Annotated in this window: 22 protein-coding genes; 5 read left to right on the top strand and 17 right to left on the bottom strand. The window is 61.6% G+C overall.

What is annotated here, in order from left to right; genetic code table 11:
- The coding region (locus AC1Q80_RS14200) for a hypothetical protein (RefSeq protein ID WP_492360785.1) at positions 1-460 on the top strand (460 nt) is incomplete at its 5' end.
- A gap of 118 nt (positions 461-578) precedes the next feature.
- Positions 579-1,316 (top strand): response regulator transcription factor, encoded by a 738-nt coding sequence (locus tag AC1Q80_RS14195; protein ID WP_492360784.1) that lies wholly within the window; start codon positions 579-581, stop codon positions 1,314-1,316.
- A 108-nt stretch (positions 1,317-1,424) separates the two neighbouring features.
- Here AC1Q80_RS14195 and AC1Q80_RS14190 read toward each other — a convergent pair whose 3' ends face one another.
- The 5 genes from AC1Q80_RS14190 to AC1Q80_RS14170 all read right to left on the bottom strand — a co-directional run bounded on the left by AC1Q80_RS14190 (position 1,425) and on the right by AC1Q80_RS14170 (position 7,073).
- A complete protein-coding gene (locus AC1Q80_RS14190; RefSeq protein ID WP_492360783.1) occupies positions 1,425-1,697 on the bottom strand; it encodes a transposase in 273 nt (90 codons plus the stop codon).
- A 105-nt stretch (positions 1,698-1,802) separates the two neighbouring features.
- The gene (locus AC1Q80_RS14185; RefSeq protein ID WP_492360782.1) at positions 1,803-3,245 is read right to left on the bottom strand and encodes an HlyD family type I secretion periplasmic adaptor subunit; all 1,443 of its coding nucleotides are present in this window, start codon (positions 3,243-3,245) and stop codon (positions 1,803-1,805) included.
- Positions 3,246-3,260: 15 nt separating this feature from the next.
- Positions 3,261-4,976, bottom strand: a complete 1,716-nt coding sequence (locus AC1Q80_RS14180; RefSeq protein WP_492360781.1) for a type I secretion system permease/ATPase — start codon at positions 4,974-4,976, stop codon at positions 3,261-3,263.
- Between the two features lie 101 nt (positions 4,977-5,077).
- Positions 5,078-5,707 (bottom strand): PE-PGRS family protein, encoded by a 630-nt coding sequence (locus AC1Q80_RS14175; RefSeq protein WP_173423825.1) that lies wholly within the window; start codon positions 5,705-5,707, stop codon positions 5,078-5,080.
- A 283-nt stretch (positions 5,708-5,990) separates the two neighbouring features.
- Complete coding sequence (locus tag AC1Q80_RS14170) at positions 5,991-7,073, bottom strand: hypothetical protein (protein WP_173423826.1); 1,083 nt, start codon at positions 7,071-7,073, stop codon at positions 5,991-5,993.
- 388 nt (positions 7,074-7,461) lie between these two features.
- Here AC1Q80_RS14170 and AC1Q80_RS14165 point away from each other — a divergent pair, with 388 nt between their 5' ends.
- The 3 genes from AC1Q80_RS14165 (at position 7,462) to AC1Q80_RS14155 (ending at position 11,137) form a co-directional block, all read left to right on the top strand.
- Positions 7,462-8,922 (top strand): DUF3300 domain-containing protein, encoded by a 1,461-nt coding sequence (locus AC1Q80_RS14165; RefSeq protein WP_209791121.1) that lies wholly within the window; start codon positions 7,462-7,464, stop codon positions 8,920-8,922.
- Between the two features lie 25 nt (positions 8,923-8,947).
- Positions 8,948-9,904 carry a DUF2950 domain-containing protein gene (locus AC1Q80_RS14160; protein WP_492360780.1) on the top strand — a complete coding sequence of 319 codons (957 nt, stop codon included), beginning with the start codon at positions 8,948-8,950 and terminating at the stop codon, positions 9,902-9,904.
- 171 nt (positions 9,905-10,075) lie between these two features.
- On the top strand, positions 10,076-11,137 hold the full coding sequence (locus AC1Q80_RS14155) for a hypothetical protein (RefSeq protein WP_492360779.1): 1,062 nt from the start codon (positions 10,076-10,078) through the stop codon (positions 11,135-11,137).
- 15 nt (positions 11,138-11,152) lie between these two features.
- On the opposite strand, the gene AC1Q80_RS14150 is transcribed toward AC1Q80_RS14155, so the two are convergent.
- The 12 genes from AC1Q80_RS14150 to AC1Q80_RS14095 all read right to left on the bottom strand — a co-directional run bounded on the left by AC1Q80_RS14150 (position 11,153) and on the right by AC1Q80_RS14095 (position 22,499).
- A complete protein-coding gene (locus AC1Q80_RS14150; protein WP_492360778.1) occupies positions 11,153-11,497 on the bottom strand; it encodes a cytochrome C oxidase subunit IV family protein in 345 nt (114 codons plus the stop codon).
- A 9-nt stretch (positions 11,498-11,506) separates the two neighbouring features.
- On the bottom strand, positions 11,507-12,229 hold the full coding sequence (locus AC1Q80_RS14145; protein ID WP_173423831.1) for a heme-copper oxidase subunit III family protein: 723 nt from the start codon (positions 12,227-12,229) through the stop codon (positions 11,507-11,509).
- Between the two features lie 10 nt (positions 12,230-12,239).
- Entirely contained in the window at positions 12,240-12,944 is a 705-nt protein-coding gene (locus AC1Q80_RS14140) for a cytochrome c oxidase subunit 3 (protein WP_492360777.1), read from the bottom strand.
- The gene (gene ctaD, locus AC1Q80_RS14135) at positions 12,941-14,716 is read right to left on the bottom strand and encodes a cytochrome c oxidase subunit I (RefSeq protein WP_492360776.1); all 1,776 of its coding nucleotides are present in this window, start codon (positions 14,714-14,716) and stop codon (positions 12,941-12,943) included. Before ctaD ends, AC1Q80_RS14140 begins: the two co-directional genes overlap by 4 nt.
- Before the next feature lie 35 nt (positions 14,717-14,751).
- The gene (locus tag AC1Q80_RS14130; RefSeq protein ID WP_173423976.1) at positions 14,752-15,594 is read right to left on the bottom strand and encodes a cytochrome c oxidase subunit II; all 843 of its coding nucleotides are present in this window, start codon (positions 15,592-15,594) and stop codon (positions 14,752-14,754) included.
- Positions 15,595-15,734: 140 nt separating this feature from the next.
- The gene (locus AC1Q80_RS14125; RefSeq protein ID WP_173423834.1) at positions 15,735-16,121 is read right to left on the bottom strand and encodes a c-type cytochrome; all 387 of its coding nucleotides are present in this window, start codon (positions 16,119-16,121) and stop codon (positions 15,735-15,737) included.
- A 212-nt stretch (positions 16,122-16,333) separates the two neighbouring features.
- Positions 16,334-17,401: an ABC transporter ATP-binding protein gene (locus AC1Q80_RS14120; protein ID WP_209791118.1), complete on the bottom strand. Its 1,068-nt coding sequence runs from the start codon at positions 17,399-17,401 to the stop codon at positions 16,334-16,336.
- Positions 17,402-17,410: 9 nt separating this feature from the next.
- Positions 17,411-18,244 (bottom strand): carbohydrate ABC transporter permease, encoded by an 834-nt coding sequence (locus AC1Q80_RS14115; protein ID WP_492360775.1) that lies wholly within the window; start codon positions 18,242-18,244, stop codon positions 17,411-17,413.
- A 5-nt stretch (positions 18,245-18,249) separates the two neighbouring features.
- Positions 18,250-19,185 carry a carbohydrate ABC transporter permease gene (locus AC1Q80_RS14110; RefSeq protein WP_173423837.1) on the bottom strand — a complete coding sequence of 312 codons (936 nt, stop codon included), beginning with the start codon at positions 19,183-19,185 and terminating at the stop codon, positions 18,250-18,252.
- Between the two features lie 101 nt (positions 19,186-19,286).
- Positions 19,287-20,546, bottom strand: coding sequence for an ABC transporter substrate-binding protein (locus AC1Q80_RS14105; protein ID WP_492360774.1), 1,260 nt, complete (start codon positions 20,544-20,546; stop codon positions 19,287-19,289).
- Between the two features lie 67 nt (positions 20,547-20,613).
- Positions 20,614-21,786: a PLP-dependent transferase gene (locus AC1Q80_RS14100; RefSeq protein ID WP_492360773.1), complete on the bottom strand. Its 1,173-nt coding sequence runs from the start codon at positions 21,784-21,786 to the stop codon at positions 20,614-20,616.
- Positions 21,783-22,499: a FadR/GntR family transcriptional regulator gene (locus AC1Q80_RS14095; protein WP_173423840.1), complete on the bottom strand. Its 717-nt coding sequence runs from the start codon at positions 22,497-22,499 to the stop codon at positions 21,783-21,785. The genes AC1Q80_RS14100 and AC1Q80_RS14095 overlap by 4 nt, the downstream gene beginning before the upstream one ends.
- Positions 22,500-22,502 lie beyond the last annotated feature (3 nt).

The raw sequence follows: 22,502 nt of genomic DNA, 5'->3' as shown, positions 1-22,502 counted from the left end.
GGCGTTCTGGGACAGCGACAAAGCCAGCAAAAGGGCCCCGAAACAAAATCCAGAAAACACCGGCGGTGCGCAGAATAGGACATGTGCCTGCTTGCAGCGAGGCGTGCGACGGGATAGTGATCAGCCGCCCATGCAGGCCACCAAACCCCGCGCGGGCGCAACTCTACCGCCTGAAATTCCCCGGATCACAAAGTGCTGCGCAACCGGCTCCATCAACCCCGCTGGGTCCGTCGGACTGAAATGGTCAACCGAAACCGTCCAGTGCCTAGGGGCGCGGAGCAGAGCCAGTTTGCCAAATGTTTCGCCGGGGCCAGGCGCGTATCGCCAGATCGAGTTGCAAATTCAGGGTCGCGTGATCGACGCGCCTTGCATCACTGTCTCGATGAACAACGCGGATTTCACTACTCAAGATATGTTACAACAGTCAGCCTTGCGAAATGCACTCAAAAAATATGTTTGATTTCAATGCCATGTTGCCGTTGGTCCAATAGGATTAATCCTGATTTTCTCATGACATGATGCATCTCCGGGCCTAGTATGCATCCCTTAGAGGTTGCAAACATCCTGGGGGTCGACCTGTGTCCATCAGTTCAGGAGCGGTGCGCCGCAAAGCGCGCAATGCACCGACCGGCATCGTCATCGAACCGCACACGCTTGCCCGCACTGCCATCGTCACGCTGCTTGAGCGCGAACTTGCGGGGTGGACCTTCATCGATATGATCTCGACTGCAAGTCTGGACAAGGCTCTCGGAATGGACGTGCGTTTGATTACGCTCGATCTGGCGGGGAGGGGCGTCAGAAGCAGCAGCTTGCTCGACGATCTGGCGGCCGTTGCCGCGCGCTTTCCCAAAGCACCGATCGCCTTGCTGTCGGATACGGACGATGTTTCCGTCGCGACGCAGGCCCTGCAGATGGGGATCCGCGGCTTCTTCACCACCGCGCTGCCAATCGAGATTGCGCTTGCCGGTTTGAGGCTTGTGCTTGCCGGCGGCGTGTTCTGCCCGCATCCGCTGGGTGCGTTCGGCGACGACGCGGCGCTGCATCTGGTGCCAGCGGAGGAGCAGCCCGAACCCAAACGGTTGCGCCACGACGATCCTATGCTGGCCGATTTCACGCCACGCGAGGCTGATGTGCTGGCCGAATTGCAGTGCGGTTCCTCGAACAAAGTCATCGCCGGCAAGCTGAACCTGTCGGGCCATACCGTGAAGATGCATCTCCAGCACATCATGCGCAAGCTGCAGGTGCAGAACCGCACGGAGGTGGTCGCACGGCTCGGCGGCAGATCGTCGCCCGGCGATGGCGCGGCGGTCACCTAGAGCATTTCCAGGAAAAGTGCGAAGCGGTTTTCCGTCAGGAAATGCCTAAAAACAAGATGCTAGAGCGTTTCTGCGACTCTGTCTAAACCGGAAACGCTCTAGCCGCCGTCATCTCGAGGTCTTCTCCAGCATCTCGCTCAGGGTCGCGGCCGTCAGCATGGCTTCGGCCAAGAGCTTCTTCAGCTTTTGGTTTTCCTGTTCCAGTGCCCTTATGCGTTTGACGTCGAAGCCAACGGTTCGAAGCTGCGAGGATTGCCAGCGGTAGAAAGTCGGTTCGCTGACGCCGTAGCGCTGGCAGACATCAGCCACTGTCGCGCCGGCCTGATGCTCCCGGAGGATGTCCATGATCTCGTCGTCATCGAATTTTCGCTTGCCCATCATGGTGTCCTTTGGTGGAACCAAGCCAGGGATGCAAGGGGCATGGGGCGGCAACGGAGCACGTACCTCCATTCGCGTCGCGCACAGAGCAGCCGGCTACAGCATGTTTCAGTCCTCACGAAATGCCCGGTTGAAACTGTCGAGCAGCGGCCTCAGCGCATAGAGGGCGACGCTGTTCGTGCCCGTTTCGATCAGCGTTTGGGCTGGCATGCCGGGCACCAGCTCGACTTCGCTCATCTTGGCCAAGCGCTCATCAGCCACATGGATCGTCGCGGCGTAGTAGGATTGCCCGGTTTGCTTGTCGACCAGGCGATCCGCCGATACATATTCGACCTTTCCCTTCAGAAGCGGCACCCGGCGTTGATTGTAAGGCAGCAGATGGACCTGTGCCTCGAGACCCGGATGCACCAGATTGATGTCTTCAGGTCGTACTCTGGCCGAAACGATCAGGCGTCCCTTGCGCGGGACGAGGTCGACAAGCGGTTCGCCGGCGCCGATGACGCCACCGCTGGTATGGATGCGCAAATCCATGATTACACCGTCTTCCGGCGCCCGGATCGCGGTTCTGGCCAGCTGGTCGTCGATCGCCCGCAACCTTTCGCTCAGTTGCAGGATCTGGGTTTCAGTTTCGCGCGTGGTCTGGGCGACTTCGTTCAGCCGGTCGCTTCGAAGTTTCACAAGATAGGCCTGGGCCTCGCTGATCACCTGGTAGGCACGGGATATCTGCGCCGAAATTTCACCCAGTCGTCCGCTGATATCCGCCTTTTCCCGTTGCAGGTTGAGAACGCGGCTTTTCTTTTCCAATCCCTTGGCCGTCAGCGTCGTGACGCTCTCAAGCTCCTGCCTGGAGATTTCGACCCGTTCGCTCAACGCTGCCTTCTGGGCGGCGAGGCCGGCGACTTCCTGCTGCACCTGCTTCATTCTTTCCTGTGTGATCGCGATCTCCGACTGCAACACCTGGCGACGGGTCTCGAAGATCCGCTGCTGGCCGGTGACGATCGCCCGGATGGCGGCGTTGTCGGCCATCACGGCCAGCATTTCTGGCGGATAGGTTATGCTGTCTGCGTCATCCTGTTCGGCAAGCAGCCGCGCGCGCCTGGCATCCGCGTCCCACAGCTGTCCTTGGAGGCTGTCGCGTTCGGAGCGGAATTTGGTATCGTCCAGTTCGATCAGCACCTGGCCGGAGGTGACCGCATCGCCGTTCTTGACGCGGATCTGCCGGATGATGCCGCCTTCGAGATGCTGGATGGTCTTGCGGCTGGTTTCCGGTTCGACGACGCCTGAGGCGATGGCCGCGCTGCTGAGCGGCGCCAGTGCCGACCAAGTGCCGAGGCCGATGACAAAGAAGCCGATCAGCAGATTGCCGGTCCAGGCGACGGAACGCAGCCGTGACATCGGCGATGCGGCCGCAAGCTCGATCGGGTTGATGCCGTCCTGCGGCGAATAGGTCAGCAGTTTTCCGATTGGGCCCTGCGGCTTTATCGGGCGGTGGGCCACGTTTGCCGCGCCAATGATCCGTGCTGGAGGCGGTTCGATCTGAACGAGATGCATCGTGTCGTCCTCCTCCTACGTTCCGGTTCGCGCCGGAGGCTGAAGATGTGCCTCGAAGATCTGTTCGCTGTCGCCGAAGGCATCGACCGTGCCGTTGCGCAGAATGGCGATCTTGTTGGTGACGGGCAGGATACCCATGCGATGGGTGATGATGACGACGATCATGCCACGCGATCTCATCCGCGATATGGCCGTGAACAGCTTGCGTTCGCCGTCGTAGTCGAGGCTCGAGTTTGGATCATCAAGCACCACCAGCGATGGATTGCCGTAGGCAGCGCGCGCCAGCCCAAGCTGCTGGCGCTGCGCCCTCAGGAGCAGCCCGCCGCCTTCGCCGATGTCGGTGTCGTAGCCCTTGGGCAGCCGCATGATCGTCTCATGCAGGCCGACGAGCTTCGCCGCCTCGATCGCCTTGCCCGGATCGGCTCCATCCAGCCGGCCGATCACGTCCTTGACCGCGCCGCCGAAGAGTTCGATGTCCTGCGGCAGGTAGCCGACATGGCGTGTCCCCGCGCACAGGCGCAGGGCGGCGATGTCGACGCCGCCAAGAAGGGCACAGCCACTGGTCGCCGGCTCGACGCCGGCAATGATCCGTCCGAGCGTTGATTTCCCCGACCCCGATGGCCCGATCAGGGCCACACAATCGCCCGGCGCCAGCCGCAGGGTGACGCCCTGCAAGATCTGCCTGTCCGGATAGGGCAGGGTGTAGCCAACGCTGTCGAGGATGAGGCCGCTTTGCTCGGGCACGGGAACCATGCGCGCGTCGCTATCGGCTGCGACCGCAATCAGCATCTGATTGAGCCGATTGAAGGCATTGCGGGCAAAGGCGACCGAGCGCCATGCGCCGATCGCCCCTTCGACCGGCGCCAGCCCGCGGCCGAGCAGAAGGCTGGCGACGAAGATGATGCCGGGGCTGCTGTTTTCCTCGAGCACCAGCCAGGTGGCAGCGCCCATCATCAGGATTTGCGTCAGCGTTCTCACGGATTTCGACAGGCCGAGAATGACCTCGGTGCGCTGCATAGCGGCATCCTGGGCCTTCCTTGCCGCTTCGGCGTCGCGATAGACGATCTGGGCTGCGCCGTCCTGCATGCCCATCGCGCGGATGACCTGAATGTATTTGAGGGCGGTCGCAAAGCGCAGGTAGCTGCGCGCAAGCGCACGATTGGCGTGGGCAAGGGGACGTCGGGTCGACAATTCGGTGAGGATTGCCAACAGCAGCAGGGAGGCGGCGCTCAGCAGGCCGATGACGCCGAGCAGCGGGTGGACGAGAAACAAAAGCAGCAGGAAAACCGGCGCCCAGGGCACGTCGAAGAGCAGCGAACTTGCGGGTGAATCCAGAAACTGCCTGAGCGTCGACAGGTCCTTGTAGCAATCCGTCGCGGCCGCGGAGCTGGTGCGCGCGCCATATTCGAAGGAGGCGGTGAGAACCACCGGGCGCAGCCGATGGTCCAGCCAGCTGCCGATGCGCGAAAGGGCGGCCCGACGCACGATGTCAAGCAGCGACCCGACCACCACGGCGACGGAGATAATCAGCGTCAGCATCACCAGCGTGTCGGCGCTGCGGCTCGACAGCACGCGATCGTAGATTTGCAGCAGATAGATGGATGGGGCGAGCAGAAACAGGTTGTAGCCGCAGCTGTAAAGGAAGACCAAGCCGAAGGCTCCGGCTGAAGCCCTCAGGGCCATGACCAGATGCGTCGGTTCGCGCGGCGAGGGTTGCGAGTTGGTTGTCATTATCAGATCTCGGTGCAATCGACTCTGACAAGGCAGGGCTTTGGCACGGCACAGACAAGGATGAGGATCGTTGGCCGAAGCCGACGATCCTCATTGCCAATTCACGAACCGAGATCGCTAAGGTCGATCGATCCGAACGCGTTGATGAAATTGTCGAGCGCATTCGAGACCGTTGTGGTTTCGGTCGATGTGTCTGTAGACGTGTTGGTTTCGGTCGAGGTGTTGGTTTCCGTGAACGGATTGGTATGAACCAGGGCCGAAGAAATGTCGCCGCCCAATGCCTGGTTGCCATTGCCGCCATTGCCGCCAACGCCGGCGAGAATGGTTGCATGCTGGTCGGCAAGGAACTGCGTGTTCTGTGTTGCCGTGGTGTCCGCAGCGACCGCTGCCACGTTGCCACCACTGGTGTTGCCTTGATCGCCACTGGAGGTGGCGTCGCCGCCGGCTCCACCGGAGCCACTGTTGGTCAGCGAGGCAAGGAAGCCGTCACGAGCCTGGGCAAGTCCGCCTTCGCCGCCGTCACCGGTTCCCCATCCAGCGTCCTGCCAGACGTGATCCCCGTTGTAGAGCTTGGTGTAGGCACCTTCTACCGTCTGCGAATTGGCGACATAGGCGACCGGATTATAGTGAATATCACCATAGTTGAAGCCATCACCGCCGTTGCCGGCATTCGCGTCGCCAGCATTGGAGTTGCTGAGATTGATCGTGTCAGATGCTTGCGGAATAGGCATAGCGTTGCTCCTCTACGTATCTTGACCCCCGTGTTCTCTCAGCGGTTCGGTGCCAGCGATACCGTGTGGCAGACGGGGTAACCGCGAATGAATGGTGCGCGTTCTTGCGCGTGCGAGCTAGCTGGACAATCGGTGACGTCCCTTTGGGCGGGGTATGGGCCACGTGGCGGATATGGGGCAGGCAATAGAGTGGGGGCGACAGACAAACGCACCCGGTTGCGGGTGCGCTTTGATACCTGTCTTCTTGATGCCGTCGCAGCGCGGCGGCAGGTCTCGACAAAATTCAGCTGCCGTCCACAAGGCTGAGGATATCGTCGACGAGCGCCGAATGGGCGTCGGACAGATTGCCCTCTCCGCCAAGTCCGCCGATGCCTGCCATCTGCAGTGCGTGCTGATCGTAGAGCACGTGGTCGAGCTGCTGCGCATCGGCCGTGCCGCCGGCCGGAACGGCGATATTGATGGGGTGGAAATACCCGATGCTGACATCGACCATGCTGCCGTTCGAAAAGCCGGAACCGCCGCCGCCGGCCATCTGATCACCAGTGAAGATCGTGTCGGAGGACAGGTTGAAACCGCCACCGGCGCCGCCGATGCCAGCGATCTGTACGCCGCCCTGATCGAAGATGGCGTTGTTGGTCTGGTGGGCCTGGGCGTCGCCGCCGGCCGCCCCGATGGCGATGTTGATCGGCGAAAACACCGCGACGTTGACGTCGATCATGCTGCCGATGAAGGTGCCGTCGCCGCCGTGTCCGGCGAAGTTATCGCCCGTGAAGGTGATGGATGTGCCGTGGTTGGCGGACGATCCGCCGCCGGCAATGTTGTGGTCGCCACCCGAGCCGCCGATGCCGCCGATCTGGGTGGCGCCTTGCAGCATCGCGGCGTTGTTGACCTGGTTGGCGGTCGCCGTCGAGCCGGGGCCTGCGGCGACCGCTGTGTTCACCGGGGCAAACACGCCCACGTCGGTGCTCACCAGGCTGCCAATGAAGGTGCCATGCCCGCCACCGCCGGCATTGCCGCCACCGCTGCCCGCGGAATTGCCGTTGCCGCCGTCGCCGCCCATGCCGGCCATCTCGGTGACATGCTGATTGATGAGGGCGTCATTTCCCTGCTGCGCGTCCGCAGCCGAATGGGGGCCGGTTATGGCGGCGTTCGAAGGCATGAAGACGGCGAGCGTGTTGCTGTCGAGCGTGCCGATGCTCGTTCCATTGCCGCCGCTGCCGGCCGAATTGTGGTCTGGATCGGGAACGAGTTCGAGGGGAAGCCAGGTGGGAACCAGCGCGAGGTGCCCGGCGGCAGCGCTTGCGACCGTGATCTGATTGGTGTTCGCGTTCGGCGCCGTTTCCGACAAGGGACGAGTTTCCGTCATCGCCGTCTCTCCAATCCACCGTTCAGCGCAGCCCCTGCAATTTCGCGCAGGACAATTTCGCGCAGGACATGGGTCCGAATTGAACCGCTATTCTGTAGCCAGTTGCAGGAAAAGAAGAGCCTGCAATTCGTCTACGCCCATTTGGGCAGGGTCTAGCCGTTTGGCGGTACTGCGCAGTCCCGTCGTCTCAACCTGGTACAACCCCAAACAGGTGCCAGCGTGCGGACATCATTTGTGCATTGAAAAAGCAACGGCTTATGCACTACTATGCCCCTACGGTTGCACCAGAGGCGCCGCCGGCATCTAAGATCAGCAGACAGGCAGAAGAGATCCACGCACCAGCAGACTATTACAGGTGACGCCACAGCGCGTCCGATCGGGAGGGGAAATGGCAGTTAAGCGTGTCATCCGTTTGCATCGATCGATCTGTTTTCTAGCGACTGCGTGTTTGCTGATCCCTGAACCCTATTCCTATAATTTTCGCGCTTATGCGCAGGAACAGCCAGCTGCCGCCCCATCCGGGCAGGCGGCTGCGCCGGAACAGCCGGAACCGCTCAGCGAGGACGAGCTGGAAGTTCTGGTCGCCCGGATCGCGCTATATCCAGATGAGCTGATCGCGCTCATAGCGTCGGCCTCGCTGTTCCCGCTGCAGATCGTCGAGGCGGAGCGCTTCCTCGAAAATCTGAAGAAGAACAAGGATCTGAAGCCGAAGGACAGCTGGGACGGCAGCGTCATATCGCTCCTGAACTATCCCGATCTCGTCAAGATGATGAGCGAGGACCTCGACTGGACGCAGTCGCTCTCCGATGCCATGGCCTACCAGCAGAAGGACGTGCTGGTCGCCATTCAGCAGCTTCGCGACAAGGCAGTCGCCTCAGGCGTGCTCAAAACCGACGACAAGATGAAGGTCGTCCAGGAAAACGAAAACGTCATCATTCAGGCGGCCAATCCGGAAAAGATCTACGTGCCGCAGTACGAGCCGGAGATGCTCTACGTGCCGGACTATGCAGTGGAGCCGCTGTCCTATTACCCCGAACCGTACCCGAACTACTACTATCCGGCGGCGACGTTCTTTGCTGGCGCTGTGACCGGGGCCGTGTTCGGCGCGATGGTCGACTGGGACGACTGGGGCGTGTGGGGCGGCCGGTTCGATGGTGACATCGACGTCGACTGCAACAATTGCTTCAACAACATCAACGGCAAGGTCAAGTTCAACGATATCGATTGGAAGAACGTTGACCGCAGCAAGATCAATATCGACAAGAGCCAGTTCGCCAAGCTCGACCGAACGAACATGAAGAACAAGCTTGAGGCGAACGGCCACAACAATATCCGCGACAAGGCCAAGATCACGCGGAGCAATGCCAGTGCAAATCTGCGGCAGAAGGTCGATACCGGGTCCTTCAAGGACCTGAAGGACGTTCGCGCCAACAAGGTCGATGGCCTGAAGAACCGGCCGGGCAACGCAAAGCCGAACATCGGGGCAGGTAACAGACCTGCGGCCGGCAACATCGCGGCAAAGCGGCCGGACAATGTTTCGCGGCCCAAGGCCGGCTCCGGGGGCAAGATAAACCGCCCGGCCGGCAAGCCACGTCCGGCGGCCAAGGCCGACAACCGTCCGCGCAAGCCGTCGGGCCTGGGTGAAGTACGCTCGGGCAAGGCCACGCAGATCCAGTCGCGGCGCGGTGGGAAGGCCATGGGGGGTGGCGCCCGTAGTGGCGGTAGACCGCACCGGTCGGTCGGTCAGGGCGGGGGCGGCGGCGGGCGATCCATGGCCCGGCACGGTGGTGGCGGCGGTGCCCGTCATGGTGGTGGTGGTGGCCGTGGTGGCGGTGGACGTCGTCGTTGAGCGCGTGAAACGGGAGGGTATGGTCATGACCAAGTATCATCGTCAGAGCATGATTTTCCGTTCGGGTGTCGGGCTCGCATTGCTCGGCCTGTCGGTCTACGCGGGTGTGTCCCTGGCGGCCGAGAGCGAGCCGGCGCAACTCGAAGATTACATTTCGCCGACTGATCCTCCCACCTTCGACGACCCGGAAAAAGCGGTGGCAGCGTTCAAGGAAACCCTGGGCGCGGCCGACCTGAGCAAACTTGCCGCCTTGCTCGGCCTTGATGCCGAAAAGCTGAAAAAGAGCGAAGGCGTCATGGACACTTTCGAGAAGATCAAGGCCGGTGCTGCCAAGAAGGTCGTTCTGACCGACGAGGACGACCATAAGATTATCGAGATCGGCGACGAACTCTGGCCCCTGCCGTTCCCGATCACCAAGGACGACGGTGGCAAATGGGCTTTCGACACCTATGCCGGCATCGAGGAGATCATCAACCGTCGCGTTGGGGAGAATGAGCTTGAGGCCATCGCGACCGTGCGGTCCTATATCGATGCGCAGGAAGAGTATGCCGAGGAAGACCATGACGGCGACGGCGTGCTCGAATATGCCCAGAAGCTGATTTCGAGCGAAGGCAAGACGGATGGCCTCTATTGGCCGGCAGAGCAGGGGGATGGTGATAGCCCTGCTGGCGACCTTTCGCAGGCCGAGCTCGACAAGGCCAAGGCGAACGAAGGCTATTACGGCTATCGCTTCAAGATCCTGACTCGCCAGGGTGGAAACATCGCCGGCGGCTCCTACGACTATGTCATCAACGGCAATATGATTGCGGGCTTCGGGCTCGTCGCGTGGCCGGTAAAATATGGCGAAACGGGCGTCAATACTTTCGTCGTCAATCGCAACGGTATCGTCTATCAGGCCGATCTCGGAGAGGGCACGGATGCGATGGCGCGCGATATCAAGCAGTTCAATCCCAACGACAACTGGACCATTACCGAGGATTGAGCGCTCTTGGGGATCAAGAACAAGGAGCAAGCGGGGAAGGGACAAGCGGCGCGGCGTCCTGATCCTGCCGCTAGCGAGTATCTGGCGGCCCATGGCGGGCCGTTTTTCGAGTTGCAACGACGATTTGGGCTGCTTCACGAGCGCTCGCTGAAGACTGGCAGGCGAGCCTTGTTGTTCGTCGGGTTGGCCTGGTTCGTGCCGCTCTTGCTCGGGCTACCACGCAGCTTTCTCGCGGCTGACACGCCGGGCTCCTATCTCGGCGATCTCGGCGTCTGGGCCCGTTTTGTGGTGGCGATCGGCGCCTTCGTGCTCGACGAACAGCAGGTCGAGCGCGGGTTGCGCATCAAGCTCGGGCAATTTCTGAAGGCACCGTTGATCGCACCCGGTTCTGTTGCGCCTTTCGCCCAGGCCGTGACGACCGCGCTGGAAAGACGTGACTCGCGGGTCGCAGAAGCGGTCTGCCTTGTCCTTGCGATTGTCGCTGCGGTGGTGGCTTTCGCCAACACCCACGCGGCGACTGTGTCGTCCTGGGCGGTTGAGGTTTCGCCCGACGGCAACCGCCTCACCTTGACCGCCTGGTGGATGGTGTTCGTCAGCCAGCCGCTGTTCGTGTTCCTGCTTTTGCGCGGGCTCTGGCGACATTTCGTCTGGGCGCAGCTGTTGCGCCGGATCGCCCGACTGGAGCTCCGGCTGGTGGCAACCCACCCTGATGGCAATGGCGGGTTGGCTTTTCTCGCCAGCTATCCCAACGCCTATGTCCTCTTCATCTTCGGCGTCAGCGCGGCGATCGGCGCTGCAGTTGCCAAGCATCTGCTGCAGGAAAGCCTGACGAGCACCACATTCAGCATCATTGCCGGCGGTTGGCTGGTGGTCGTGCTCGCGCTCTTTGCCTATCCGTTGTCGGCCTTCTCCAAGCCGCTTGCGGAATTGAAGGAGAAGAGCCTGCTGATGCTGGGCACGCAGGCCACACGCTATCAGCGTTTGAACGAGCGCAAAATCCTGGGAACGAACGTTGTGGCGGAAAGTGCCGACGAGGCCCAGCAGCAGGCCGACGACATCGCCGATCCGACCAAACAGTTCGAGACCACGCGCAAGCTGTCGGCGATGCTGTTGAACCGGTCGGCCATCGTGCCTGTTGCAGCGGCTGCCCTTCTGCCGATCGCCGCTGCCGGCGCTACCATTCTTCCCTACAAGGAAGTCTTCTCGGTTCTCAAGAAACTGCTGCTGCTCTGACCGGCGACGTCTCGCTCAGGGCGCAGCGCCAAAGAAGGTGAGACGGCTGAAGAGCACGTAGTGCGATTCCGACACCATCAGCGCGACGAAAACCAGCACCAGGAGCGGCGGCAGCAGAATGGCGTAGATCAGCGCCAGGCGCTCCCACGCCATGTGCATGAAGACGGCAACGATAAGCCCCGCCTTCAACATCATGAAGAGCAGGATCAGAGACCATCTGAGATAGCCCTGCAGGCCGACATAATCGACCATGTAGGAAAAGGCGCTGAGCACGAAAAGCAGGCCCCAGACCAGCAGATAAAGGCCGATTGGGTGCTGCTGATGCTCTTTGACTGCAATATGTGCCGGTGCGTCAGTCATGGCCGTTCCTCACCAGAGATAGAAGAATGCGAAGATGAAGACCCAGACGAGGTCGACGAAGTGCCAGTAGAGGCCGGTGATTTCGACGATTTCGTACTGCCCCTTGCGGCTGGTGAAAAAGCCGCGCTTTCCCGTTTCGAAATCGCCGCGCCAGACCTTGCGCGCGATGATCAGGAGGAAGATGACGCCGATCGTCACGTGCGTTCCGTGGAAGCCGGTGATCATGAAGAAGGTGGAGCCGAACTGCGGCGCACCCCACGGGTTGCCCCAGGGGCGCACGCCTTCGGAGATCAGCTTCGTCCATTCGAACGCCTGCATGCCGACGAAGGTGGCGCCGAAGAGCGCGGTCAGCACCATCAGTGCCGCCGTCTTGCGACGGTCGCGGCGATAGCCGAAGTTGACCGCCATCGCCATGGTGCCGCTCGAGGAAATCAGCACGAAAGTCATGATGGCGATCAGGATCAGCGGCACGTCGGAGCCGCCGATGTGCAGCGCGAAGACCTCGCTCGGGTTCGGCCAGGGCACGACGGTCGACATGCGCGCCGACATGTAGGCAACAAGGAAACAGCCGAAGACGAAGGTGTCGCTCAAGAGAAAGATCCACATCATGGCCTTTCCCCAGGAGACATTCTTGAAGGTGCGCTGATCCGATGCCCAGTCGGCGGCAAAGCCAGCCAGCCCTGACGGCCGGGGTAGGGGCTCTGTGACAGGAGAATGTGTCGGCGCGGACATGGGGCAGCTCCTAGGTCAAGATTTGCCGGCAGAGGTCGATGAAGTCGTTTGCCCAGCCGGAGAACAGCGCAAACAGCACGATCCAGACAGCGAGCATGAAATGCCAGTAGGTGGCGCAGAGCGTGATCGACAGTGTCCCCTTAGAGTCGATCGGTCCCTTGCGCGTTGTCAGAATGGTGCGGGCAAGCGCGACCAGGCCGCCGACGATGTGCAGGCCATGCATGGCCGTGATCATGTAGAAGAAGCTGTTGGCCGCGTTGCCGGTGAGCAGATAGCCGGCATCGGTGAGTTCGCGCCAGGCGAAGACCTGGCCGACGAGGAAGGCGAGGCCCAAGGCAAGGGCGGCGATCAGCGCCGTGCGGCTGGCATCGTCGCGGTGGCGTTCAGCCGACACCTTGGCGGCACGGAGCATCAGGCTTCCTGACGCGAGCACCGCCGTGTTCAGCCAGAGAAGCTTCGGCATCGGCGTCGACCACCAGTCGGTCGATGCCATGCGCATGAAATAGGCGCTGATGAAGAGGGTGAACAGCGCGCCGACCACGGCGAGAAAGACGCCGAGGCCGATCTTGGCCGGCTCGATCGGGCGCCGGCCCTGCGGACGCGTGTCGTGGTGTTGGCCGACCTCCAGCCAGGGCTTCGAGAACATCCGCTGCTGCGACAGCCACCAGCCGGCGATCGCGGCGATGACGGCAAGGAAGATCAGCGTGACACTCATGTCGCCGTCTCCCGCGTCAGGTTGTCGGGACCGGGCTGGTTCTGCGGGATGAAATCCTCCGGAGCGCCCGGCACGCTGTAGTCATAGGCCCAGCGATAGACCACCGGCAGGTCTTTCCAGTTGCCGTGGCGCGGCGGCGTTTCCGGCGTCTGCCATTCGAGCGTCGTTGCCCGCCAGGGGTTGCCGCCGGCCTCGCGCCCGTGGCGGATGCTCCAGACCAGATTGAACAGGAAGACGATCTGGGCCGCGCCGACGATGAGGGCAACGATGGTGATGAACTCGTTGAGCGTATGGGCCGAGGCCGGCACGAAGGCGGTTTCGCCCATTTCGTAGTAGCGCCGGGGAACGCCGATCAGGCCGAGATAGTGCATCGGGAAGAAGATCAGGTAGGCGCCGACGAAGGTGACCCAGAAGTGAAGCTGGCCCATCGCCTCGTTGAGCATGCGGCCGGTGACTTTCGGATACCAGTGATAGATGGCGCCGAAGATGACGAGGATCGGGGCGACACCCATGACCATATGGAAATGGGCAACGACGAACATCGTATCGGACAGCGGCACGTCGACGACGACATTGCCGAGGAAGAGGCCGGTGAGCCCGCCATTGACGAAGGTGACGATGAAGGCCAGTGCAAACAGCATCGGCAGGTTGAGGTGGATATCGCCGCGCCAGAGCGTCAGCACCCAGTTGTAAACCTTGAGCGCCGTCGGCACGGCAATGATCAGCGTCGTCGTGGCGAAGAAGAAGCCGAAATAGGGGTTCATGCCGCTGACATACATGTGGTGCGCCCAGACGACGAAGGAGAGCGCGCCGATCACGACGATCGCCCAGACCATCATGCGGTAGCCGAAAATGTTCTTGCGGGCATGGGTGCTGATGAGATCGGAGACGATACCGAAGGCGGGCAGCGCAACGATGTAGACTTCCGGGTGGCCGAAGAACCAGAAGAGATGCTGGAACAGGATCGGGCTGCCGCCGCCGTGTTGCAGCTGTTCACCCATCTCGACGATTGCCGGCATGAAGAAGCTGGTCCCGAGAATACGGTCGAACAGCATCATGACGCAGGCGACGAAGAGGGCGGGGAAGGCGAGCAGTGCCATGACCGTCGCGGTGAAGATGCCCCAGATCGTCAGCGGCATGCGCATCAGCGTCATGCCGCGCGCACGGCCCTGGAGCACGGTCACCACGTAGTTGAGCCCGCCCATGGTGAAGCCGATGATGAAGAGGATGAGTGAGGAAAGCATCAGCACGATGCCCCAGTCCTTGCCGCCGGGCGTGCCTGACAGCACGGCCTGCGGCGGATAGAGGGTCCAGCCGGCGCCGGTCGGCCCGCCGGGCGCAAAGAAGCTCGAGACCAGCACTAGCACGGCGAGAAGATAGAGCCAGTAACTCAGCATGTTGGCATAGGGAAACACCATGTCGCGCGCGCCGAGCATCAGCGGGATCAGGTAGTTGCCGAAGCCGCCGAGAAACAGGGCGGTCAGCAGATAGATCACCATGATCATGCCGTGCATGGTGATGAACTGATAATAGCGCTCGGCGTCGATGAAGGCGAAGGCGCCGGGAAAGCCGAGCTGCAGGCGCATCAGCCAGGAGAGAACCAGAGCGACCATGCCGATGGCAATGGCGGTAGACGCATATTGAACGGCGATGATCTTAGCATCCTGGCTGAACACATAGCGCGTCCACCAACTATGCGGATGGTAGAGCTCGACATCCTCCACCTCGGCGGGTCCGAGCGCCCTATCTGTGCCTGACCGGATATCGACCATCTAAACTCTCCCAACAATGGCCGTCGGGGCGCCTCCTACCGCGCCGGGGCGGCATTTCCTGCCTGTGCCGTTTCCTTTGTCTGTGCTGCTGCCATCAACTGCGAAAAGGTCTGCTGGCTCGTGAGCCAGGTCTGGTAATCCTCCGCGCTGTCGACGACGACGGTGCCGCGCATCTGCGGATGGCCGACGCCGCACAGTTCGGCGCAAAGAACCTCAAAAGTGCCGGTGCGCGTGGGCGTGAGCCAGTAAAAGGTGACCATACCGGGCACCATGTCCATTTTGGCGCGGAACTCCGGCACGTAGAAATTATGAAGCACGTCGACCGAGCGCAGGAGCATCTTGACCGGTTTGCCGATCTCAAGGTGCAGTTCGCCACCTTCGATGATGATGTCGTCGAGGGCGGCCGCGTCGTTTCGGTTGAGGCCGAGCGAATTTTCCGGCGAGATGTCGCGCGTCTCCGACGTGCCGAGCCTGCCGTCGGCGCCAGGCAGGCGGAAGCTCCACAGCCATTGCTGCCCGACCACTTCGACCTGCCTTGCCCCGTCCGGCACGGTGATAAACTGATGCCAGACGAATAGACCCGGCGTCAGCATTGCCGCGACGCCCAGCGTCGTGCCGGCGGCAAGCCAGCTTTCGAGCTTCTTGTTTTCGGGTTCATAGGCCGCCCGGTTTCCCGGGCGGTGCCGAAAACGGAAGACGCAGTAAGCCATGAACAGGACGACGGCGACGAAGACGGCGCCGGTGATCCAGAAGGTGATGATGAGTGTATTGTCTATGTAGTTCCAGTTGGACGCGATCGGCGTCCACCACCACGGGCTCAACAAATGGAACAACACCGATCCGGCGGCCAGCAAAACCAGAATAACCACCACGGCCATTTCTTGTCCCTCCTCGCCGCTTGCGGCTGTGGGCATGAATACGCAATCCGTAGAGTTTCAAATACAAGTATTGCACGAACGGAAAATACTCGCAATTGACCGTTCGGTGGAGTGCCCGTCGGCGGTTCCAACCGTTGCGTCTATTGCGAATATTGCTTGAGATAGGCGAGCAGGTTGGAAATATCCCCTTCATCCTTCAGTCCGGGAAAGACCATCTTGGTGCCTTTCACCTTCGCCTTCGGATTGTGGAGATAGTCGCGCAACGCCGCCTCGTCCCAGACAAGCCCGCCCTTGCCGGCATCGATCATCGCCGGCGAGTACTTGAAGTCGGGGTGGGTGCCGGCGGTGCGGCCGAGCACGTGGTTGAGCGACGGGCCGACCTTGTTGGTATCGCTGTCGACGATATGACAGATCGCGCATTTCTTGAATACGGTCGCGCCCGCCTCCGCATCGCCCTCTTGCGCAAGGGCGGCGATGGGACAGAGCAGCGTTGTCGAAAAGGCAAGGGCAACAACAGAGTTTCGCATGACACTTCCTCAAAATCGCCGGGCGCGTGGCAAGGAAGGCTATCGTCAATTCGTCGTCTTGGCGGTACTTGCTTCTCTCAATTGGGCGCCACGGGCGGTTGATACTTGCGACGGGATGACGGTACGCCTCGGTCCGAAGATGTCAATCTCCGGTCTTGGGCGATACCGTCAGGCACCTGTCAGGGCGTGCAATTCCGCCCGCGACCCGGCGATCAGACGCGATTGCCGTCGGCGTCGAAGAAGTGCAGGCGCTCCGGCGGCAACCGTACCGGGATTTCCCCCGATGCCTTGAGGAAGGCGCGGTCGTTGGTGAAGGCCTTGAAGATCGCCTTGCCGAAGGACAGATGCAGGATGATGCCAAAGCCGGTCGGTTCGACAAGATCGACCGTCGCCTTCAATGCATCCGGTGCCGTGGTGCCAATCTCGACATGTTCCGGCCGGATGCCAAGCGTCGCGCTGGCGCCGTCTGCCAGTTCCGCATGCACTTGCGCCGGGATGGTGACGCCACCTTTTGTCTCGAAGCGAGGCGATTGGCCGTTGCGATAGGTGCCTTCGAAGAAGTTCATGCCGGGCGAGCCGATGAAGCCGGCAACGAACAGGTTGGCCGGACGGTCATAGAGATCGAGCGGGCTGCCGACCTGCTGGACGAAGCCGCCGTTCATGGCGACGATCCGGTCGGCCAGCGTCATCGCTTCGATCTGGTCGTGGGTGACGTAGATCGAGGTGGCGCCCAGATCCTTATGCAGCTTCTTGATCTCGGCGCGCATCTGTTCGCGCAGGCGTGCGTCGAGGTTTGACAGCGGTTCGTCGAAGAGAAAGGCCTTGGGTTCGCGCACGATGGCGCGGCCCATGGCGACGCGCTGGCGCTGGCCGCCGGAAAGGGCACGCGGGCGGCGCTCCAGCAGCGGATCGAGACCGAGCTTGGACGCAGCGCCCGAGACGACACTGGCGATCTTTTCCTTGGCTGTCTTCCTCAGCCTCAGGCTGTAGCTCATGTTGTTGGCGACCGACATATGCGGATAGAGCGCATAGGACTGGAACACCATGGCGATGTCGCGGTCCTTCGGCGCCAGTTCGTTGACGCGTTTGCCGGCGATGCGGATTTCGCCCGAAGTGACGCTTTCAAGGCCGGCGATCATGCGCAGCAGGGTGGACTTGCCGCAGCCGGACGGGCCGACCAGCACGACGAATTCGCCGTCGCCGATCTTGAGGTCCACATCGTGCAGGACCGGGTGGATGCCGTAGGATTTACGGATATTGGCGATATCGATGGAAGCCATGGTGGATCCTCAGCCTTTGACCGCGCCGGCCGTCAGGCCCTGGACGAGATAGCGTTGAATGAGCAGGAAGAAGAGGCAGGCCGGGATCAGCGCCAGCACGCCCGCGGCCATCATCTGGCCGAAGTCGACCGAGAATTTCGACACGAAGGACAAAAGCCCGACCGGAAAAGTCGCCTGGTCGTTGCCCGAGATCAGCATCAGCGAAAACAGAAGCTCGCTCCAGGCAGCGGTGAAGACAAAGCCGAGCGTGGCGGCGATGCCGGGGAGCGTCAGCGGCAGGATGATCTGACGGAAGGCGACGAACTGGGTTGCGCCGTCGATCATCGCCGCCTCTTCGAGATCCTTCGGAATGCCGTCGAAGAAGGACTGCATCAGGAAGGTGGCAAAGGGCACGTTGAAGGCGGTGTAGACGATGATGAGACCGGTCAGGCTGTTGGTGAGGCCGAGCGGCGACAGGATCTTGAAGATCGGCGCGACCAGCATGACGAGCGGGAACATCTGCGTCAGCAGCATCAGCGCCACCAGCCAGTACTTTCCGCGGAAGTTGAAGCGCGACAGCGCGTAGCCGGAGAGCGAGGCGAGGACGGTGACGATGACGGCGGTCGAGCCCGAGACGATCAGGCTGTTCTTGAAGAACACCGGGAAGGCACTGTGGCGCAGCACGAAATCGAAATGCTCGAGGCTGGCACGCGAAGGCCACATTCGAATGCCTTCGGAGTAGAGCAAGTCGTTCGGCGTGACTGCGACCTTCAGCAGCCAGTAGAGCGGGAAGAGCGCGAAGGCGATATAGGCGAGGATCGCCAATCGATGCGCGGCTACGAGAAGAATGGGTTTGGCGCGCATTGGTCTCAATCCTTGCTCAGCAGCCATTGGCGCAGGATGACGATCAGCATGGAATAGGCGAGCAGCAGTGCCAGAAGCACCAGCGCGATTGCCGAGGCATAGCCGAAGTCCAGTCGCTTGAAGGCCTGGGTGAAGATGTAGCTGGCGACGATCTGGGTGCGATCGGCCGGCCCGCCATTGGTCATGACGATGATCAGGTCGGCGAAGTTCGAGATCCAGACGGTGCGCAAGAGAATGGTGATGGCGATCGTCGGCGCCAGGAAGGGCAGGGTGATCGACAGGAACCGCTGCACCGGGCCGGCTCCGTCGATGCTGGCAGCTTCATAGAGATCGCGCGGGATAGCCTGCAGCGCCGCGAGCAGGGTGATGGCGAAGAACGGGATACCCCACCAGACATTGGCGATGATCGGCCCCCACATTGCCAGCTGCGGGTCGGAGAGAATGTTTGTGGGTTCGCTCATGATGCCGATCGCATAAAACCAGTGCGGCAGCGGTCCGACGACAGGATTGAACAGCCAGGACCAGTTGAGGCCGGCAAGGAAACTCGGCACCGCCCAAGGCAGGAAGACGAGCGCCTGCGCGAGTCCGCGGCCGTAGAACGGCTTGTCGAGCAGCAGCGCCAAGATAAGACCCAGCAGGAACTGCAGAAAGACCGAGGCTCCGGTCCACCAGAGCGTGTTGCGCAGCGCCCGATAGAAGGCCTGGTCCTGCGACAGTGCCCGGAAGTGATCGAGGCCGATGAAGGCACCGGAGAACGGATTGAGCAGCTGGATATCGCGGAAGGCATAGGAAACGCCGAGTGCCAGCGGCACCAGCATGACGGTGACGATCAGGATCAGCGCCGGAGCGCTGTAGAGATAGGGTGCGGCGCCATCGGCGATGCGCTTCATCAGCGGCGTCCTGCTTGCGGGCAGGCCGTCTTGGCGGGCGACATAGGCCATCGATCGAAATTTCCCCTGTGCGGCCGCCGGTTTTTTTGGCGTGCCTTGTTTTCACGACATCGGGTGACCGGCGGCGCCTCAGAGCGCCGCCGGCCGAAGGCTCATTTCTTGGCGAGGTGCTTCTGCTGCGCCTTGGTGAGGTAATCGGCCCACTGGTTGGCGAGCTCCGCTGGCGTGATATCGCCAAGCAAGGCTTCCTGGGTGGTCTTGATCGCGAGCGAATCCTTGAAGAAGGCGAATTCCTCGAGGTAGGTCGGCATCACGGTCAAAACGACGTCCTTGTCGGCAAGCTCGTCGAACCAGCCCTTGAACTGCGGGCTCGCATAGAAGGGATCCTTCTCGGCGGCCTTGTGCACCGGCAGCGCGCCGGTGCGCTTGTTCCACTCGATGTTGCCTTCCGGCCCTTCGAGCGTCTCGATCAGCTTCCAGGAGAGGTCCTTGTTCTGGCTTGCCGACAGCATCGACCAGCCGGCAAAGCCGATGGTGGTGAACGCCTTGCCGCTCGGGCCCTTCGGCATGGTGGTGACGCCGAAGTCTTCCGATTTCATCCGCTCGGCAATGGCGATCAATGCATCCGGGTCCTGGTCAAGGAAGGCGCAGGTGCCGCTATAGAAGCCGGCGACGATCTCGTTGAAGCCCCAGTTGACGCTGTCCTTCGGAGCCAGCCCCTTCTTGTAGAGGTCGATTACCCAGGTGAGGCCATTGACCCAGCCTTCGCTGTTCATGGTCGAGGTGCCGTCGTCATTGAAGAATTTGTTGCTGCCGGCCATGGTTGCGCCGAACATCACCCAGCCGTTGAGGCCGCCCGGACCGCCGCGCAAGCAGTAGCCGGATTTGCCCGGCAGTTTGGAGACGGCTTCCGATGCCTTGACGAAATCGTCCATGGTCTTCGGCGGCTCGTTGACGCCGGCTTCCGACAAGAGCTTCTTGTTGTAGAACATGGCGCGCAGATAGAAGCCGTAGGGCAGCATATAGGCGGTGTTCTTGATGTCGCGGCCGAGTTCGAGCGTGCGCTCGGTCAGGCCCGGCGTGTGCTCCCACTTTTCGAGATAGGGCTCCAGGCTTTCGAGCATGCCGTTGTTTGCATAGAGCGAAAGCCAGGTGTCGGGCATTTCCATCACGTCGGGCAGCTCGCCGGCCGAAACCATGGTGGCGAACTTCTGGAAGGCTTCGCCCCAGGGCAGCGAGATGATCTCGACCGTGGTGCCAGGATTCGCCGCTTCAAACTTGGCAACGATCGACTTCAGCGTCTCGGTGCGCTCGGGGCTGGTGATGACCTCGACGAGCTTCAGCTTGGTATCGGCCAGTGCACTTCCTGCCATCAGGGTGGCAAGCAGAGTGGCGGTAATCAGATTCCTCATTTTTGTTCCCTTTGTTTTTTGATGGTTGATCCACATGCAATGAGCGGGATGCGGCATCCCGCTCCTGTCAGCCTGACGAAGCGGCAGACATCGCCGCTTCAAGATCGCTCCAGAGGGCCTCCGTTCCCTCCAGGCCGACATGGAGCCGTACGGACCGCGGCGAGATGCCGAAGGCGGCCGCGGAATTGGGCTGGGCTTTCTGCGACAGCACGACTTCGCCCGGAACGATCAGGCTTTCGTGTCCGCCCCAGGAAACGCCGAGCTTGAACAGGTCGAGGTGATCGGCGAAGTGCCTGACATCGACGCCGTCGCGGAAGATGAAAGAGAAGAGACCCGATGTGCCGGACAGACCCGGCGGCAAGGTGTTGCCAAGGCCGGGATGGCAGACGGTCTCGACCAGCGGATGGGCCTGCAGGCGCTGAGCCACCGTCAGCGCCGAGCGCTCATGCGCTTTCATGCGGATCGGCAGGGTGCGAAGACCACGGATCAGGAGCCAGGCATCGAAGGGCGAGAGCTTGCCGCCGAGATAGGGGTAGGCTTCCGAACGGATGCGGCCGATCAGTTCCTTCGAACCGGCGACGACACCTGCGACCACGTCCGAGTGCCCGCCGAGATATTTCGAGGCCGAATGGATGACGAGATCGACGCCGAGCGCAATCGGCTGCTGGAAGATCGGGCTCGCCCAGCTGTTGTCGATGGCGGTGATGATGCCCTGGTCCTTGGCAAGCCGGGCAAGCGAGGCGACATCATGGGTGTCCATCACCCAGCTCGTCGGGCTTTCCATGTAAAAAAGTTTGGCGCCGGGCAGGGCTTTCGCAACCGCTTCCTCGTCGCGACCGTCGACATAAGTCACTTCGATTTTCATGCGCTTCAGGTGCGTGCCGAAGAGGCGGAAGGCGTCGGGATAGACATGGTTGACGGCAACGATGCGGTCACCGGGCTCGACGAAGGACAGCACGGTGGACGAGATCGCCGACATGCCGCTGGCAAAGCCGATTGCGTCCTCTGCTCCTTCGAGCTTCGCCAGCATCTCCTCGAACATGCGCACCGTTGGGTTGAGGCCTCGGGTGTAAATCGGCCGCACGCGCTCTCCCTTGTAGGACGCGACCATGTCGTCATAGTCCTTGAAGGTGAAAAGCGAGGTCTGAACGATCGGCGGAACCACCGCGTCGAAGGCATTGCCTTCGTCATGCGCGACGATCAGCGAGGCGTGGTCGAACGGATCGAGGCCGTTGTTCATTTGGACATTTCCTTGATGTCTTCCTCGACGATCGCGAGGATTTTCAATGTTTCTTCGCGCGCGGTGTCAGGGTCCTTTGCCGCGATCGCGTTGAAGAGGGTGCGGTGGAACGGGAAGGAGCGGCGGGCGAAATCCGTGCGATCGAAAGGATGGTCCCAGAAGCGCTCGAAGGCCTCGCGCATCTGCTCGAGCAACTGCCGGAACAAGGGATTGTGGGTCGCATCATAGATCGCCAGGTGAAAGGCGAGGTCCTCCGGACCTGATGTGCCCTTGGCGATGTGCACCCGCTCCATCTCGTTGAGTTTTACTTCGATGATCTCGAGGTCTTTGTCGGTGCGTCGGCGTGCGGCGACCATATTGGCCTCGACCTCGATGCCGCGTCGAACCTCGAGCGTCATCAACAGCACGTCACGCAGGTGTCCGGCATCGAGCGTCAGCGGCATATGGAGGGTCGAGGCCGAAATGGCGCGCAGCAGATAGGTGCCGCTGCCCTTGCGCGCTTCGACGACGCCGAGTGCCTGGAAATGGCGGATGACCTCGCGCACGGTCGAGCGCCCGACGGCGAGCGCCGTCATCAGTTCGCGTTCCGCCGGCAGACGGTCGCCGGGTTTCAGGCCGGACTGCTGGACGTAATCGGCGAGCGCGGCAATGACCTGCTGCGCCCGGTCGGCGGGCGGCAATGGCAGAAGTGCGGCTCTGGCTTGTTCAGTCATTCA

It is taken from the genome of Ensifer sp. GW823-FHT05D09 (assembly GCF_058795755.1).
The sequence above is the reverse complement of the archived record's forward strand: the minus strand, read 5'-3'. Positions and strand labels throughout refer to the sequence as shown.